At 63.7% G+C, this 15,718-nt stretch carries 15 protein-coding genes and 1 tRNA gene; 12 read left to right on the top strand and 4 right to left on the bottom strand.

Annotated elements, in window-relative coordinates; genetic code table 11:
* Together AC16JP_RS05390 and AC16JP_RS05385 are read left to right on the top strand one after the other, a co-directional pair.
* Positions 1-647 (top strand): AIR synthase-related protein (locus AC16JP_RS05390; protein ID WP_484339579.1); only part of this gene is annotated, 647 nt, incomplete at its 5' end.
* An 11-nt stretch (positions 648-658) separates the two neighbouring features.
* Positions 659-1,294, top strand: coding sequence for an MOSC domain-containing protein (locus tag AC16JP_RS05385; RefSeq protein ID WP_484339578.1), 636 nt, complete (start codon positions 659-661; stop codon positions 1,292-1,294).
* 114 nt (positions 1,295-1,408) lie between these two features.
* On the opposite strand, the gene AC16JP_RS05380 is transcribed toward AC16JP_RS05385, so the two are convergent.
* Positions 1,409-2,047 (bottom strand): PEPxxWA-CTERM sorting domain-containing protein, encoded by a 639-nt coding sequence (locus AC16JP_RS05380; protein WP_484339577.1) that lies wholly within the window; start codon positions 2,045-2,047, stop codon positions 1,409-1,411.
* 213 nt (positions 2,048-2,260) lie between these two features.
* Here AC16JP_RS05380 and AC16JP_RS05375 point away from each other — a divergent pair.
* Positions 2,261-2,337 (top strand) — tRNA-Ile (locus AC16JP_RS05375).
* A 263-nt stretch (positions 2,338-2,600) separates the two neighbouring features.
* Here AC16JP_RS05375 and AC16JP_RS05370 read toward each other — a convergent pair.
* Positions 2,601-4,166 (bottom strand): fatty acid--CoA ligase, encoded by a 1,566-nt coding sequence (locus AC16JP_RS05370; protein ID WP_484339576.1) that lies wholly within the window; start codon positions 4,164-4,166, stop codon positions 2,601-2,603.
* Between the two features lie 276 nt (positions 4,167-4,442).
* On the opposite strand from AC16JP_RS05370, the gene AC16JP_RS05365 reads away from it, so the two are divergent.
* From AC16JP_RS05365 to AC16JP_RS05350, 4 genes are read left to right on the top strand one after another with little or no spacing between them, the layout of a single operon-like run.
* On the top strand, positions 4,443-6,146 hold the full coding sequence (locus AC16JP_RS05365; RefSeq protein WP_484339575.1) for a phytoene desaturase family protein: 1,704 nt from the start codon (positions 4,443-4,445) through the stop codon (positions 6,144-6,146).
* 41 nt (positions 6,147-6,187) lie between these two features.
* A complete protein-coding gene (locus tag AC16JP_RS05360; RefSeq protein WP_484339574.1) occupies positions 6,188-7,834 on the top strand; it encodes a phytoene desaturase family protein in 1,647 nt (548 codons plus the stop codon).
* Complete coding sequence (locus AC16JP_RS05355) at positions 7,831-8,166, top strand: hypothetical protein (protein ID WP_484339573.1); 336 nt, start codon at positions 7,831-7,833, stop codon at positions 8,164-8,166. Before AC16JP_RS05360 ends, AC16JP_RS05355 begins: the two co-directional genes overlap by 4 nt.
* The gene (locus AC16JP_RS05350) at positions 8,150-8,533 is read left to right on the top strand and encodes a hypothetical protein (protein WP_484339572.1); all 384 of its coding nucleotides are present in this window, start codon (positions 8,150-8,152) and stop codon (positions 8,531-8,533) included. The genes AC16JP_RS05355 and AC16JP_RS05350 overlap by 17 nt, the downstream gene beginning before the upstream one ends.
* 288 nt (positions 8,534-8,821) lie before the next feature.
* Here AC16JP_RS05350 and AC16JP_RS05345 read toward each other — a convergent pair whose 3' ends face one another.
* The gene (locus tag AC16JP_RS05345) at positions 8,822-9,733 is read right to left on the bottom strand and encodes a LysR family transcriptional regulator (RefSeq protein ID WP_484339571.1); all 912 of its coding nucleotides are present in this window, start codon (positions 9,731-9,733) and stop codon (positions 8,822-8,824) included.
* Position 9,734: 1 nt separating this feature from the next.
* Entirely contained in the window at positions 9,735-10,694 is a 960-nt protein-coding gene (gene trxB / locus AC16JP_RS05340; RefSeq protein ID WP_484339570.1) for a thioredoxin-disulfide reductase, read from the bottom strand.
* A 160-nt stretch (positions 10,695-10,854) separates the two neighbouring features.
* Here trxB and AC16JP_RS05335 point away from each other — a divergent pair, with 160 nt between their 5' ends.
* The 5 genes from AC16JP_RS05335 to AC16JP_RS05315 all read left to right on the top strand — a co-directional run.
* Positions 10,855-11,331 (top strand): Lrp/AsnC family transcriptional regulator, encoded by a 477-nt coding sequence (locus tag AC16JP_RS05335; RefSeq protein ID WP_484339569.1) that lies wholly within the window; start codon positions 10,855-10,857, stop codon positions 11,329-11,331.
* A complete protein-coding gene (locus AC16JP_RS05330) occupies positions 11,324-12,268 on the top strand; it encodes a pseudouridine synthase (protein WP_484339568.1) in 945 nt (314 codons plus the stop codon). The genes AC16JP_RS05335 and AC16JP_RS05330 overlap by 8 nt, the downstream gene beginning before the upstream one ends.
* 1 nt (position 12,269) lies before the next feature.
* The gene (rsmD, locus tag AC16JP_RS05325; RefSeq protein WP_484339567.1) at positions 12,270-12,809 is read left to right on the top strand and encodes a 16S rRNA (guanine(966)-N(2))-methyltransferase RsmD; all 540 of its coding nucleotides are present in this window, start codon (positions 12,270-12,272) and stop codon (positions 12,807-12,809) included.
* Positions 12,810-12,830: 21 nt separating this feature from the next.
* A complete protein-coding gene (locus AC16JP_RS05320) occupies positions 12,831-15,101 on the top strand; it encodes an ATP-dependent helicase (RefSeq protein ID WP_484339566.1) in 2,271 nt (756 codons plus the stop codon).
* 9 nt (positions 15,102-15,110) lie between these two features.
* On the top strand, positions 15,111-15,718 hold a 608-nt coding region (locus AC16JP_RS05315), incomplete at its 3' end, for a DUF1345 domain-containing protein (RefSeq protein ID WP_484339565.1).

The following is a 15,718-nucleotide window of genomic DNA, read 5'->3' as shown; positions in this document are numbered from 1 at the left end:
TCGAAGGCATGGCCGAGGCCTGCCGCGCGCTGGACTACCCCGTCGTTTCCGGAAACGTCAGCCTCTACAATGAAACCGAAGGGCAAGGCATCCTGCCTACCCCCGGCATCGGCGGCGTTGGCGTGATTGCCGATTGGGAAGCCGCCGCCACATCGGCCTTCAAGGCCGAGGGCGACGAGATCTGGCTGCTTGGCACGAGGACCGGGCATCTGGGCCAGTCGATCTGGCTTCGCGATCTGCACGGTCGCGAAGAAGGCCCTCCCCCGCCGGTCGACCTGGTGGCGGAACGCGCCGCCGGTGATTGGGTGCGCGCAAATATTCTGGCCGGCCGGCTGACTGCCGTGCACGACCTGTCGGATGGCGGGTTGCTGGTTGCGCTGGCCGAAATGGCACTGGCGGGCGGGCTTGGCGCCAGCGTCTCGGCAGACCCTGCCCTTCCGGCCGCAGCATGGGCCTACGGCGAGGATCAGGGCTGCTATATCCTGACCTGCGCGCCGGGAACCACACTTCCCGCAGCCCCGGTGCCGATGGCCCGGCTGGGCACCGTCGGCGGCGATGCGCTGGCGGTTGCGGGCATTGGCGCACGGCCACTGTCGGCGCTCCGCTCGGCGTTCGAGGATTTTCTGCCGCAACTGATGGCCCGCTGAAAAGGCCGCACATGCCGCAACTGTTGCAGATCCGTACGAGCCGCCCGCAGGAAATTCGCGGCAAGCTGACCAGCTATGGCAAGCAACCGCGCGATGGCCGCGTCTGGCTTTCTTTCGGCGGGCTGGACGACGACGAAGTGGCCAACAAGCAGGCGCATGGCGGCCCCGACAAGGCCGTGCTTGCCTGGTCTGTCGGCAACTATCCGCTGTGGATCGCCGATCACCCGCAACATGCGGCGCAATTCACAGCAGGCGCCTTCGGCGAAAACCTGCTAATCAAAGGGCTGTCCGAGGAAAGCGTCTGCATCGGCGATCGCTGGCGCGTCGGCGATGCGCTGCTGGAAATATGCCAGCCGCGCCGCCCCTGCGCGACGGTTGCGCACTGGTTCAACGATCCTGCCATGCTGAAAGCCATGGTGCAGACAAGGCGGACCGGCTGGTATCTGCGGGTGCTGGAAGAAGGCTTCATCGAACCCGGCGAAATCATCGTGGAGGCAAGCACCGACACGCGCTGGACTGTCGCCCGCACGACCGTTGAAACCTATCGCACCCCGGTCGACGCCGCCGAACTGCGGCACCTGGCCCTTGCCCCCGCCCTGGCCGCAGGCTGGGTGGAGCGCGTTCTGAAGCTTGCCGCGAACGCCTGAGGCATAGCTACCGCCGGGCTGCTTTGGCCTGCCACCGACCAAAGCAGCCGTTTAATATTTATGTTTCAGATTCAGTGTATTCTTATCGATACATGAATCTGAATCAGAACCTGCTCAGCCCGTGACAGCGGCCGACTTCCGGCGCCGCCGGGCCGCCACGCCCACCAGCCCGAAGCCTGTAATCAGCATCACCCAGCTTGCTGGTTCCGGCACCGCAGCCGCGATGTCGTCGAACTCGAACGCAACACCGGTCGAAGTAAAGCGCAGCCCGGTGATGACTTCGCCAGCGCCCGCCTTGATGAAGATGCGGCGGTTCGTGCGGCTTGCTGCCTGATCCCCGTCGATCGGCGGCACGCCGACGCCGGGCGTCGCACCGGTCAGGCTCAGGATCGTCGCGCCACCGGCCCCCAGCACATCGATGCTGTTGTAGGTGTCGATCGAGCCCCAGTAGAAACTGATCGACTTGAGGTTGGGTGTTGCCAGCTCAGCCCAGTTCGGGGTGAGCGCCGACGACACATAGCCATATTCGGTCAGGTCGCCCGCTGGTGCTGCCGCAGCGCCGCTGCTTCCTGTCGCGGTGCTGATGGCCCCTGTCCAACTGTATCCGGGTGCATCGGGGGCATCGAACGTGACCACCAGTGTCTCCCACATGGCGGGGCCCGGATCGGGCGCGCCGGCGGCAGTCATGAAAGATGCAGCAGATGCCGGAATCGCCAGCAGAACGGCAGCCGTTGTCAGAAGCGGCTTGAACATGTCCGACTCCTTCCATTCCAGTATTGCAGGTCACGAATGGCCTGCACCAAGTAACTTGCAATTTTCGGGCCAGCCACCCCCTCCTCGGCGGAAGGCCTGCCCTGACCTGATATTTGTCAACTTTCCCGACAATGGATGCAGTTGCGCATCAAACGCCGTAGCCGGCGCTTTTCAAGCAGGCCGGCACAGGCTATCGCCCTTGGCCCACAGGTGGGGCCTGTAGCTCAATTGGTCAGAGCTGGCCGCTCATAACGGCTTGGTTGCGGGTTCGAGTCCTGCCGGGCCCACCAACATCCTGCTGCAACCCGGTTGCGGCGCCAGAATGCGACCTTGTCACCATAATCCACCAGCACGACGACTGGACCAGCGGCATCGTCGCCGAAGGCTGAGGCTGGGTGGTAAATACGACGGCTCCGCCCCGCATTTCAGGCCCCCCCTTCTATCTGGCCCCCATTTCCCCGGCTCTCGACCTTGGTGAAACCACCGCCGCGCTGGCCGACGGGCGGTATGCAGCCTGAAATCGGCGCGTGGGCCGATCCGCGCAGCCGATGCCTCAGTTCACCCTGCGCGCCTGCCCGGCCCAGAATGGTTCGCGCAGTTCGCGGCGCAGGATCTTGCCCGCAGGATTGCGCGGTAGCTGGGCCACGAAATCGACCGTTTTCGGGCATTTGAACCCGGCGATCAGCGTGCGGGTGTGGTCGATGATCTCGTCGGGGTTGGCGGCCATTCCGGGCTTCAGCACGACGATGGCCTTCACCGCTTCGCCCCATTTCTGGTCGGGCACACCGATAACCGCCACATCGGCAACCGCCGGGTGGGCGAACACTGCGCTTTCGACTTCCGCCGGATAGACGTTTTCCGCTCCGGTGATGATCATGTCCTTGATGCGGTCCTGGATGAACAGATAGCCCTCGTCGTCGATCAGGCCCGCGTCTCCGGTGCGAAGCCATCCATCGCCGATCAGCGTTTTCGCGGTTTCATCAGGGCGGTTCCAGTAGCCACGGCTGTTGTTCGGGCTGCGGATCGCCACCTCGCCGATGACGCCCGGCGCCACCACATTGCCCTGTTGATCCAGTATCTTCAGCTCTACCCCCGGCAGGGCCTTGCCCGCCGCCGTCATCTTGTGTTCACGGCCGGGCAGATGGTCCTCGGGCGGCAGCGCAACGACACCGCCCCAAGTTTCCGTCATGCCATAGACCTGCACGAAGCTGCACCCGAACCGCGCGACGGCCGCCCTGAGCAACGGCAGCGGAATCGGGCTTGCGCCATATGACATTGTTTCGATGGATGAAAAATCAGCATCTGCGGCTTTTGGATGTTGCAGCAACATGCCGATCGCGGCTGGCACCAGAAACAGCCGGCGCACCCGATGCGCCGCAATCGCGTCGATCAGCGCGGCCGGATCATATTCGGCGTGCACGATCAGTTCCTGCCCGGCGTTGATCGCGCCAAGCACCACGCCCACGCCGCCGATATGCCCGTAGGGCATGGCGATGATCGTGGTGTCGCCGGGGTCGCTGTGCAGCCACGAGACGCCGGCCGCGATGATGTTGGCACGCTGCCGGATGCCGTTGGCGTGGCTCAGCATCACGCCTTTCGGCTGGCCGGTGGTGCCCGACGTATATAACTGCAGAACCGTGTCGTCCTCGGTCACGGTGGTGGTGGGCGGTGCTGACGATGCGGCGTCGCGCAGGCTGGTGAAGGTATCAGCGCCGGTTGCGCCGTCTCCGATAGGCACCACCTGCACACCCTGCCCTGCCAGCACATCGGCAACACCGGCAAAGGCAGGCTCGACGAACAGGACAGTGGCGCCGCTGTCGCGCAGGATATGCGCCACTTCCGGCGCGGCAAGGCGCCAGATGATCGGCACGAACACAACACCGGCGCGCGCAGCCCCCAGCGCCAGTTCGATCGCGTAATCGCTGTTCTTGCCCAGATACGCGACACGATCGCCCTTGTTCAGGCCAAGCCCCGGCAGCGCGTTGGCAACCTGGTTGGCATGGGCGTCGAACTCCCGGTAGGTCGTCACCCGGTCGGCAAAACGCAGGGCAACTGCATCCGGGCGTTCAGACGCATGGAAGCTTAGCGCTTCCCCAAAAGTCGGCGGAACCGTCGTCATCGATATTTCCCTCTCGGCCGGCTGCGGATCAGGCTGCCTCCACTCGGGCAACTCATGCGCGATGCCAGCCGGAGTTGCCAAGTGCTTTGCCGCCAGCACAGGATGAAATGGCAGAAATACCGCCGGTTACCTGATGAAAAAGATAGCAAATATGAGCGACGATATGCCGCATCCACCCCAATTGACGGCTGCCTTGGCTGCGATACCATCCATCTGTTGGCGACCTTTAGGCAAGATGCAGCAGAAGAACTGCTGGTCTGGGGAGGGGTTTCACTAATGTCAACACTGAAGACCGACTATGACGTGATTGTCGTTGGTGGTGGCGTGAACGGTCTGACGACTGCTGCATATCTGCAAAAGTCCGGTTTGGCTGTTGCCCTGTTCGAACGCCGCGACGAATCCGGCACCTTCTGCTCGACCGAGGAAGTGCTGCACCCCGGCGTCAAGGTGAACATGCACGCCTCGCTGCTGATGCCGCACTATGGCCCTGCCTATGTCGATCTGGAACTGGAACGGTTCGGGCTGGAACTGCTTCGTGCGCCGGGTGCCAAACATGCCTATTTCCACCCGTTTCTGGATGGGAATGCGGTGCTGCTGTCGGGCCGCGACGCGCGCGAAACCTATGAGGCATGGCAGCGCATTTCGCCGAAGGACGCCGAAACCTACCGCAAGATCATCAACTACTTCGGCCGCATGATGCCCGATTATGCGCATATATCGTTCATGCACAAACCCACCGACGAGGGATTTCTCGATTTCGTCGAAAAGAACAGCGACATCCCGGTGCTGCCGAAAGACTGGCTGTGGATGACCGGCGTGGAATTGATCGAGTGCCTGTTCGAAAACGAACAGATCAAGCTAGGCATGCTCAGCCTGCCCGCGACTTCCGGGCTGGATGTGATTTCCAGCCGCATCGTCGGCCCGATCGCCATCCTGAACTTCCTCGTCAGCTTCACCGTCGAGGGAGGCTATACCGCGCGCGGCGGCAGCCACGATCTCGTTCATTCGCTGGTGCGCTGCTTCGTGCACCATGGCGGCAAGATCTATTACAACTGCCCGGTCGAAAAGGTTCTGATCGAGGGGAACGAAGCCAAAGGCGTCGCGCTGTCGAAACTGGCATCTTACCCTGAGGCGGTCTTCAAAGCATCGAAAGCCATCATCAGCGACCTGAGCGCCAAGCCGACGTTCCTTGGGCTGATCGGCAAGGAACACCTGCCCGCTTCGGCGCAGGCGGCCATCACGCGGTTCGATTATCGCGGCTCGTCGTTGTTCACCAACTATTACGTCATGAACGAACGGCCGGATTTCGCCGCATCGAAACGCTTCCCGGAAGTGAACGACACCTTCGTTTTCAACTTCGGCGCCGAATCCATGGCCGACGCATCGCGCCTGATCGACAGTTGCATGATCTCCGGCATCCCGGCCGACCCGCCGGTCGTCTGGGGTGGGTGTTTCAACTATTGCATCGCCGACCCGACACAGGCCCCGCCCGGCCAGTACACCATCCTGACCTGGGCGATGGTTCCCTACGAAATCCGCCCGCTGGGCGGGCCGGACAAGTGGGACGACATGCGCGAATCCTATGCCGACAAGGTAGAGGACGTGCTGGTGCAGTATCTGCCGAACCTGCGCACCGCCAAAATCGCGCGCTATGCCAACACCCCGCACGATTACATGCGCCGCAACCCGCATTGCGGCGGCAACATGCACCCCAGTGGTTCCGTGAACGAAGGGCAGATGTGGAGCTGGAAGCCGTTTTCCGGCTGCGGCGCCCCGTCGACGCCGATCGACCGTTTCTTCATCTGCCAGTCCTATGGTGTGGGCAACTACACCACGCTTGCCGCCGGTTATGTCGCTGCGGGCGAAGTCATGGATGTACTGGGGCAGCAAAAGCCCGGCTGGTGGAAAGGCAAGGCGTTCGAAGGCGCCAGCGAACTGATCCGCCGTCAGGGCGGAACGCAGCGCTTCACCGTCGACTGAGAGGCAGGCAAACCGCGACACCCCTTTGGGAGGAAAGGCCGATGGCGAACACCGCTGAATATGATGTCGTCGTGATCGGCGGCGGCCATAACGGACTGACGGCCGGCGCCTATCTGTCGCGCGCAGGCGCGCGGGTGCTGGTCGTCGAGCGGCGCCATGAAACCGGCGGCGCGCTGATCACCGAGGAATTCTCGGGGTTCCGGTTCAACATGCACGCGAACTACATGATGATGCTGGATGTCGCCCCGCCCTTCAAGGATCTCGGCCTGCTGGAAGACGGCTGCGTCTATGTCCGCCCCGAGGCGTCGGCCGCACTGCTGCGCGAAGACGGCACGGCGATCGTCCTTTATGCCGACCTTGAGCGCACGGTTGCCGAAATCAGCCGCCATTCCGCCCACGATGCTGCGCGGTATCGGGAAATCTATCTGGATTACAAGCAGATCGCCGAAGAATATCTGATCCCATCGACCTATGGGAAGCCGGTTGGTTCAGCCGAACTTGCCGGAACCTACATGGAAAGCGAACTCGGCCAGCGCATCCTGCATATCTCGGAGCTGACACCCGCCGAAATCTGCGAAGGGTGGGGTTTCGAGACGCCGGGCCTCGGCGCGCTGCTGCTTTATGTGATCTGCATGTGGGGCATTGACCCCGAGGAAACCAACTCCAGCTATCTGGTGCCGCTCTATTTCAACCGGCTGCTGAACGCGACGCTGGTGAAAGGCGGCTCGCACCGCCTGTCGTCGACCCTGCAGAAAGCGGGCGTCATTGCAGGCATGAGCGTGCTCGAAAGCCACGAGGTGAAACGCCTGCTGGTCGAGGATGGCGCGGTCTGCGGGGTCGTGGTCGCGCCGACGGGAACCGACGGGCCGTGCCAGGAAATCCGTGCGCGCGCCGTCGTCACCTCGACGGACCCGGTAACCACCTTCGGCCGCTTCCTCGACGAGGAGGACGTGCTGCGGCATTCCCGAATGTGCCTGACGACCGCACGCAACTGGGAGTGGGAGCAAAGCTCGCTGTTTCTGTGCCATCTGGGGCTGCGGCACCGGCCACAATTGAAGGCGTTCAGTGGCAGCGACCAGAAAAGCGCCTTCATCAACGTGTTCGGCGTGGAAACGCCCGACGATGTCGTGCGTCACATCCGCAATGTCATGGCCGGCGCGCCACTGGAAGATGTGGGCCATTTCACCCTGACGACCGACATCGACCCGGCGCAGGCCCCGATCGAGATCGACCCTGACAGCGCCGTCTGCCGCATCGAAGCCTGCGCCCCTTATGAAACAAGCGATGGCCCATGGCAGGCAATCGCCAAGGACTACGGCGACAGACTTATCGCAAAAATCGCCTCGCTTTGCGAAGGATTCGATGAAGCGCACATCATCCGGCGCCACGACTATACGCCCGTCAGCATCGAACAGAAGATCCCGCAGATGCAGCGCGGATCGTTCAAGCACGGCGCCTATGTGATGACGCAGATGGGCTATTCACGCCCGAACGTGCAATGTTCGGCCAACCGCACGCCGATCCCAAACCTCTATGTCTGCGGCGCCAGCACCTTCCCCGGCGGCATGATCACCTTCGGCGGGGGCTATAACGTCGCTGGATGCGTGGTCGAGGATCTGGGCCTTGCGCGATGGTGGGCCGAACCGGCCAGCGTCACCGACGCCCGCAAGAAAGGATTCCTGCTGTGATCGTCTGGTCAAAGGGGCTGGGCAAGCAGCGCCTCCTCGTCGAACTGGCGTCGACCGAGATGTCGGTGGAGCCCGAACATGTGTTGATGAAAGGCGTGATCGAATCCGTCAGTTGGCGCTACGCGATCCGGCTTTCGCCAAAAGACATGGCCGACTTCCTGACCCATATGCGCCAGCCCGAGACCGCGCGGTTTCTGGCCCAGCACGGCGGTCTGCTGCTGCCGCTTGCAGGCGGGCTGCTGGTCCAGCTACCCCGGCTGTTGTGGCTTATCGTGAAGCACAAAATCTTTCGTGTGCCGACAGACGGAGGCGACGATGCGCTACTGGTCTGAGGGGCTGGGACGCCGCGAACTGGTCATCGACCTCGAGAAATCGAAGCTGACCCGCAAGCCGAACTTTCTGGAACTGAGCGGCGTCGTCGATTCCCCTGCCCCATGGGCCTATGAAATCGAGGTGGAGTTCGACGACTGGAAGGCCATTCTGGAAACCGCAGCCAAGCCCGAGACGGGAACCTTCCTGGTGCAGCGCGCAAGCTGGGGTGTGCTTTTGCGGATCGCGGCCGGCCTTTCGAAGTTCATCATCATGCTGGCGTTTTTCCGTTTCCGACGGCTCGTCGGCCTCGATCGCGGCCAGGCGGCGACGCCGATTGCCGACGAACCGCCCGCACCCGGCCCGGCCAGCGAAAACGTCGGCCGCTAGCCGGACTGAAGCCAGCGTTTCGCCGTCTGCGCCGGGAAATCCTGCAGACAAGAAAAAGGGCCTGGCGGAGCAAGCTCAACACCAGGCCCAGATTTTCCGGTCGACCTCCGAGGGAGGGAGGGAGAGTGGTGGTCGACCTGACCGGGGACCTCGGGGAGGAGTGAGGTGGCCCGGCTGCGCTGCATTGCAGCAACGAGTTCTATGTAGATGTGGCCCAAAGTTTGTGCAAGTGCGAAGATAAGTGGGCAGCCATGCACGGACAGCATGGCTCGAAACGTGAATCGGGATTCAGTTCGACGTTTCGCCCAGATTGACCGGTGTCATGCGCTCGATCAGGAAATCCCGAAGCGCCGCCACCCGGACAGAGCCGCGCAGTTCCGAGGCGTAGACGAAGTAGGTCTGGAAGGCGGCGCCACGCAGTTCCGGCAGCAGCACCTTCACCCGGCCAGACATGTGAATGAGGTAGCTTGGCAAGGCAGCGATGCCGATCCCCGCCTCGACCGCCTGCAACACGCCGAAACTGTTATTGATCGAAAGCGCAGGCGCCCGTGCCGACCCGTCCTGCCCAAGCTCCAGCGCCCAGTTCACGTCGCGCAGATAGGCAGGCGCTTCCGGCCCGTAGGCGATCATCCGGTGGCCCTGAAGCTCGGCCAGCGTTTCAGGCTCACCGTGCTCCTCCAGATAGGCATGCGACGCACACAGCCGGTGCCGGATCTGCGCCAGCGGACGCTGGATCAGGTCCGCCTGGTGCGGCTTGTGGAAGCGGATCGCGCAATCGGCTTCGTGCCGCGCAAGATCCCGCTCTCCGTCCGAGAGCACGAGGCTGACCCGGATATCGGGATAGAGATCAAGGAAGTCCTTCAACTGCACCGCAAGCCACGAAGACCCGAAACTTACCGTCGTCGTCAGCTTGATTTCGCCGGTCGGCCGGTTGCGGGTCGCCTCGATCGAGCTTTTGGTGCGCTCGATCTCGTCGGCCATGCGCATGGTCGTCGCGCGGAGCTGTTCCCCTTCGTTCGTCAGCGCAAGGCCGCGCGCGTGCCGGTGAAAAAGCTTGGCGCCAAGCGATTCCTCAAGCGCGATGACCTGCCGGGACAAGGCCGGTTGCGACAGCCGCAGGCGCCGCGCGCCCTCGGTGAAGCTTCCGGCCGACGCGACTGCGTGAAACAGTCTGAGCTTGTCCCAGTCGATCGGCATCATTTCAGACGACCGCTTCTTCGGGCACGGCTGCGCCCTCGTGGGCAAGGAAACGTTCGGCGTCCAAAGCGGCCATGCAACCCATGCCGGCCGCCGTCACGGCCTGCCGGTAGTGCCGATCGGTCACGTCGCCCGCCGCGAATACGCCCGGAACGCTGGTTCGCGGCGTGCCGGGTTCCACCAGCACATAGCCTTCTTCGTCCATGTCCAGTTGTCCGCGAAAGATCGCCGTCGCCGGATCATGGCCGATGGCGACGAACAATCCATCGACCGCCAGCTTGCTGGCTTCGCCGGTGCGCGTGTCCGTCAGCTCGATCGCATCGACGCCCAGATCGCCATGCACGTCGGTCACGGTCGCGTGCCAGATCACGTCGACCTTGGGGTTTGCCAGCAGCCTTGCCTGGTTGGTGCGGTCGGCGCGCAGTTCGCCCCGGCGATGCACCAGCGTCACGCGGGAGGCGAAATTGGTGAGGAACATCGCTTCCTCGACAGCCGAATTGCCGCCGCCGATCACTGCCACATGCTTGCCACGAAAGAAGAATCCGTCACAGGTGGCGCAGGCGGATACGCCCCGGCCGCGAAGCCGCTCCTCGTTGCGAAGGCCCAGCCAGCGCGCGCTGGCGCCGGTTGCGATCACCACGGTATCGGCGTGAAACACGGTTCCGCCATCGCCGACTGCGACGAATGGCCGCTTGGAGAAATCCACGGATGCAATGATGTCCGAGATGATCTCGGTGCCGACATGCTCGGCCTGCGCACGCATTTTCGCCATCAGGTCCGGCCCCATGATCGCGGTTTCGCCGGGCCAGTTCTCGACGTCGGTCGTGATGGTTAGCTGGCCCCCCGGTTGAATCCCCTCGACAATGATCGGATCGAGCATCGCCCGCGCACCATAGACCGCCGCTGTATAGCCGGCAGGCCCCGAACCGATGATCAGCAGCTTTGTCCGCCTCACGTCACCCATGGACATTCCTTTCCCGATTGGATTAGGCGGCCCCGTTGGCACAAGCAAGCATTCAGGAAACCCCTGCCAAAGGGGCGGCCTCGCCATCCGTCGCAACAGCCTTGCGTGCCGGTGAAATTTCATAATGCAGTTTGCATCGATCCGGAGTATTTCTGTTCACATGACGCGTACCCATCACCTCGACCAGATCGATCTGGAGATACTTTCACACCTTCAGGCCGACGGTCGGATGACCAACGTCGACCTTGCGGCAAAAGTCGGGCTGACAGCGCCGCCCTGCCTGCGCCGCGTCCGCGCGCTTGAGGATGCGGGCACCATCCGCGGCTATCACGCTGACCTGTCGGCCGGTGAACTTGGCTGGCAGATCATGGTGTTCGCCATGGTCAGCCTGAAAAGCCAGGCCGAATCCGATTTGCGCGCCTTCGAAGCCTATGTCGCCGACCTGCCCGAAGTGCGGGAATGCCACATGCTGAACGGCGAGATCGATTTCCTGCTGAAGCTCGTCGCACGCGACCTGCCCAGCTTTCAGGCCTTCCTTACCGACAAGCTGACCAGCGCGGGCAATGTCGCCAGCGTCAAGACCTCGCTCACGATCCGGACCTCGAAGTCCGAGATCGGCGTTCCGGTCCATGGCTGAGCGCCGCCCGCCGCGCCGCCCGCGCCCGCCGGGCGCCACCGGCCCTTCGCGACCGCCGGGCGCCACTGGCCATGACGGCAGCCCCCGCAGCAGGCGCCCGCACGACGATCGGCGCGGACGCCCGGCCGCCGGCGCACAGCCGCGCGCGGCGCGCGCTTTGGCAGCGCCCAAGCCCAAGGGCAGCGGTGAACGCATCGCCAAACTGCTGGCGCGTGCCGGTGCCGGTTCACGGCGAGACATCGAACGCATGATCGCCGAAGGCCGTGTCGCGATCGATGGCAAGCCCCTCGATACGCCCGCCACCATCCTGACGTCGCTGCAGGGCGTCACGGTAGATGGCCGTCCCGTCGCCGAGGCCGAGGCTTCGCGCGTTTTCCTGTTCCACAAGCCGGCTGGCGTGCTGACGGCGGCGCGCGACCCATCGGGCCGCCCCACCATTTACGATGTGCTGCCGGCCACCCTGCCCCGCCTCGTGCCTGTCGGCCGCCTCGACCTCAACACCGAGGGGCTGCTGCTGCTTACCAACGACGGCGAACTGAAGCGCGCGCTTGAACTTCCCTCCAGCGAAGTGCCACGCACCTATCGCGTGCGGGCGCTGGGCGAAGTCCGCCAGCAAGACCTCGAGGCGCTGGCGATGGGCGTCACGCTGGAGGGGGTGCGTTATGGCCCGGTCGATGCGTCGGTCGACAGGCGCGCGCGCGCAGACGGCGCCAATATCTGGCTGACCATGACGCTGACCGAAGGCAAGAACCGCGAGGTCCGCAAGCTCTGCGAGGCGATGGGTCTGAAGGTGTCGCGGCTGATCCGCACCGCCTATGGCCCGTTCACGCTTGGCGATCTTCCGGTGCGCGGAACCGAGGAAGTGCCCGGCCCGCAGGTCGCCACTCTGAAACGCGGCCTCGCCCGCTCACGCCCGCGCCCGCGCACCGGCGCCTGACATGCGCATCATTGCAGGCCAATGGCGCTCGCGCATGATCGCGACGCCTGTCGGTGCATCCACCCGCCCGACCGCCGACCGGGCACGCGAAACGCTGTTTTCGATGCTGGCCAGCAGGCTCGGCAGCTTCGAGGCGCTGACCATCCTCGATCTGTTTGCAGGTTCCGGGGCGCTGTCGTTCGAAGCCCTGTCGCGCGGTGCGGAACAGGCGTTTCTGGCGGAAAGCGCCGCCCCCGCCCGGCAGGCGATCGAGGCCAATATCAAGGCCCTGGCCGCCAATGCCAGGCTGATCGCACACGATGCCCGCCGCCTGCCGCCAGCGCCAGCGCCCGCCGATCTGGTGTTTCTGGATCCGCCCTACGGCGAAGGGCTGGCAGCGCCCGCCCTGCTGGCTGCAACCGATGCCGGGTGGATCGCCCCTCATGCATGGATTGCGCTCGAGACCGGACATGCCGAAACGCCCGAGCTGCCGGGTTTCACGACGGATGCACAGCGCAAGGTCGGCAAGGCCATGCTTCACCTGTTGCGCCCTGCCGCATAAGTTCGCTATCTGTTCTTGCAAATGAATGCTTCTCACTCTCCGGATTCTCCGTGGCTCGCTGGCCTCAACCCACCGCAGACCGAGGCTGCGACAACGCTCGACGGACCGGTTCTGGTGCTGGCTGGCGCCGGCACTGGGAAAACCCGTGCGCTGACGGCACGGCTTGCGCAGATACTGGCTGAACGGCGCGCATGGCCGTCGGAAATCCTTGCCGTCACCTTCACCAACAAGGCCGCCGCCGAAATGCGACATCGCCTTGGTGCGATGGTCGGACCTGCGGCCGAGGGGATGCCCTTTGTCGGCACCTTCCACTCGATCGCATCGAAGATGCTGCGCCGCCATGCCGGGCTGGCGGGGCTTGGGCAGAACTTCACCATCCTCGACCCGGACGATGTGCAGCGGTTGCTGAAACGCCTGATCGTCGAAGCCGGGATCGACGAAAAACGCTGGCCCGCGCGGCAGCTTGGCTCGCTGATAAATCGATGGAAGAATCGCGCTGAAACACCTGACAAGGTGTCGAAAGGCGAATCATTTGCCTTCGCCGACGGGCGCGGCGCCGAATTATATGCGCGCTATCAGCAGGCACTGCTTACCCTGAACGCAACCGACTTCGGTGATCTGCTGCTGCACATGATCACCCTGTTCGAACGGTATCCCGACGTGCTGGCCGAATGGCAGCGGCGGTTCCGTCAGGTCCTCGTCGACGAATATCAGGACACCAACGCCGCCCAGTATCGCTGGCTGACGCTGCTTTGCGCCACCGCACATGGTGGCCAGGGCAATGTCTGCTGCGTCGGCGATGACGACCAGTCGATCTATAGTTGGCGCGGCGCCGAAGTCGCCAATATCCTGCGGTTCGAGAAGGACTTTCCGGGCGCACGCGTGATCCGACTGGAACAGAATTACCGCTCGACACCGCATGTGCTGGCGGCCGCCAGCCATCTGATCGCCCACAACAACGGCCGGATGGGCAAGACCCTGTGGACCAGCCTGAACAACGGGGAAAAGGTCAAGGTAACTTCGGTCTGGGACGGAGCCGAGGAGGCCCGGATCACCGGCGAACGGATCGGCAGGCTGCTGCGCGAAGGCGTCGAGCCATCGGAAATCGCCATTCTGGTGCGCGCAGGTTTCCAGACCCGCGAGTTCGAAGACCGTTTCATCGCGATCGGCCTGCCCTATCGCATCGTCGGCGGCTTCCGCTTCTATGAACGCGCCGAAATCCGCGACGCGCTGGCCTATCTCAGGCTGGTCGCACAGCCGGACGATTCCCTTGCCTTCGAGCGGATCGTGAACGTGCCCAAGCGCGGCCTTGGCGACAAGGCGCTGGCGCAGCTTGCAGCGCACGCGCGGACAAGCGGCATATCGCTGCCCGCCGCTGCACAGGGCGTCGTCGATGCGGGCGATCTTACCCCTGCCGCGCGCAGGTCGCTTGGCGAACTGATGGCGTCGTTCGCGCGGTGGCGTGCCGACATGCACAACCTCGATCAGGGGGCGCTGGCACAGCGGATTCTGGAAGAATCGGGTTACATCACCATGCTGGAAGCCGATCGCAGCCCCGAAGCTGCCGGCCGGCTGGAAAATCTGGCCGAACTCGTCAGGGCGATGGAAGGCCATACCGACCTGCAAAGCTTCCTCGAACATGTGGCGCTGGTGATGGACAACGATCGCGCCGGGACTGTCGCCAAGGTGACGCTGATGACGCTGCATGCGGCCAAGGGTCTGGAGTTCGACCATGTGTTCCTTCCCGGCTGGGAAGAAGGCTTGTTTCCCAGCCAGCGCGCACTCGATGAAGGCGGTGTCGCCGCTCTAGAGGAGGAACGCAGGCTGGCCTATGTCGGCATCACGCGCGCGAAGCGGTGCGCGCACATCCTGCATGCCGGCAGTCGGCGGGTCTATGGCCAGCGGATGAATGCCCTGCCCAGCCGTTTCCTCGATGAACTGCCCGAACCGCATGTCGAGCGCGATTCATCGATCGCAACACGCAACACCCCGTGGGCCGACGCCGGAAGTGCGGAACGGCCCGATCCGTTCGCGCATCTGGCGATAGCGCGACCATCGGGTGGCCTGAACCGGGCAACAGCTTCACGCCCGGCCGCTGCGCCGTCCATGAAACGCGCAGCCGGTGGCCGGATCGGCGGCAGCGCGCGCACCGACATTGGCGCGGGCGATCGGGTGTTCCACCAGAAGTTCGGAACTGGCACCGTAAAGCGCAAGGACGGCAACAAGCTGGAAATCTCGTTCGACGAGGCCGGCCTGAAAATGGTGCTCGACAGTTTCGTATCGCCAGCCTGAAATAGGGTGATGGGAAACCGTCTCACCAGATTTCTTGGCCAGCGCGTTGCGCCGCCGCGCTTCCTTGCGTTTCTGGCTGCGCTGTTTCTGGCGACGGGGGTATGCTGGGCTTCTGGAATGCAGCCGACACATGCCTTCATTCTGGGCTTCGATCTAGCGGCGCTGCTGTTCCTGCTGCTTGCCATATCGTTGCTGGGCATCCGCGACACCGACGAGATCCGCCGACACGCCGCCGACAATGACGCCAACCGGGTGGTGCTGCTGATCCTGACGTTCGTGGTGGTGATGACGATCCTTTCAGCGCTGCTCGATCTGCTGCCGACTTCTCACACGGTTCCCGGCAGGCTGCTGATCCTCGGCACGCTGACGATGGCGTGGCTGTTTTCCAACAGCGTCTATGCCTTGCATTACGCCCACCTATATTACGGCAGCGACCCTGAGGGCGGACTGACGTTCAGTGGGCAACACGCGCCCGACTACGGGGATTTTCTGTATTTCGCGTTCACGCTGGGCATGACCTTCCAGACCAGCGACACAGCAGTCACCACGCCCGGTTTTCGCCGGCTGGTGACGCTGCATTCGCTCGCGGCATTCCTGTTCAACCTCGGCGTCGTCGC

This window comes from Sandaracinobacteroides sp. (genome assembly GCF_057137845.1).
Note: the sequence above shows the minus strand (reverse complement) of the source record. Positions and strands in the feature narration are given on the sequence as shown.

Bases quoted from the DNA above. Each gene is read 5' to 3' on its own strand.
- AC16JP_RS05385 (WP_484339578.1), top strand. From the start codon at position 659: ATGCCGCAACTGTTGCAGATCCGTACGAGCCGCCCGCAGGAAATTCGC.
- AC16JP_RS05380 (WP_484339577.1), bottom strand. From the start codon at position 2,047: ATGTTCAAGCCGCTTCTGACAACGGCTGCCGTTCTGCTGGCGATTCCG.
- AC16JP_RS05370 (WP_484339576.1), bottom strand. From the start codon at position 4,166: ATGACGACGGTTCCGCCGACTTTTGGGGAAGCGCTAAGCTTCCATGCG.
- AC16JP_RS05365 (WP_484339575.1), top strand. From the start codon at position 4,443: ATGTCAACACTGAAGACCGACTATGACGTGATTGTCGTTGGTGGTGGC.
- AC16JP_RS05360 (WP_484339574.1), top strand. From the start codon at position 6,188: ATGGCGAACACCGCTGAATATGATGTCGTCGTGATCGGCGGCGGCCAT.
- AC16JP_RS05350 (WP_484339572.1), top strand. From the start codon at position 8,150: ATGCGCTACTGGTCTGAGGGGCTGGGACGCCGCGAACTGGTCATCGAC.
- AC16JP_RS05345 (WP_484339571.1), bottom strand. From the start codon at position 9,733: ATGATGCCGATCGACTGGGACAAGCTCAGACTGTTTCACGCAGTCGCG.
- trxB (WP_484339570.1), bottom strand. From the start codon at position 10,694: ATGGGTGACGTGAGGCGGACAAAGCTGCTGATCATCGGTTCGGGGCCT.
- AC16JP_RS05335 (WP_484339569.1), top strand. From the start codon at position 10,855: ATGACGCGTACCCATCACCTCGACCAGATCGATCTGGAGATACTTTCA.
- AC16JP_RS05330 (WP_484339568.1), top strand. From the start codon at position 11,324: ATGGCTGAGCGCCGCCCGCCGCGCCGCCCGCGCCCGCCGGGCGCCACC.
- rsmD (WP_484339567.1), top strand. From the start codon at position 12,270: ATGCGCATCATTGCAGGCCAATGGCGCTCGCGCATGATCGCGACGCCT.
- AC16JP_RS05320 (WP_484339566.1), top strand. From the start codon at position 12,831: ATGAATGCTTCTCACTCTCCGGATTCTCCGTGGCTCGCTGGCCTCAAC.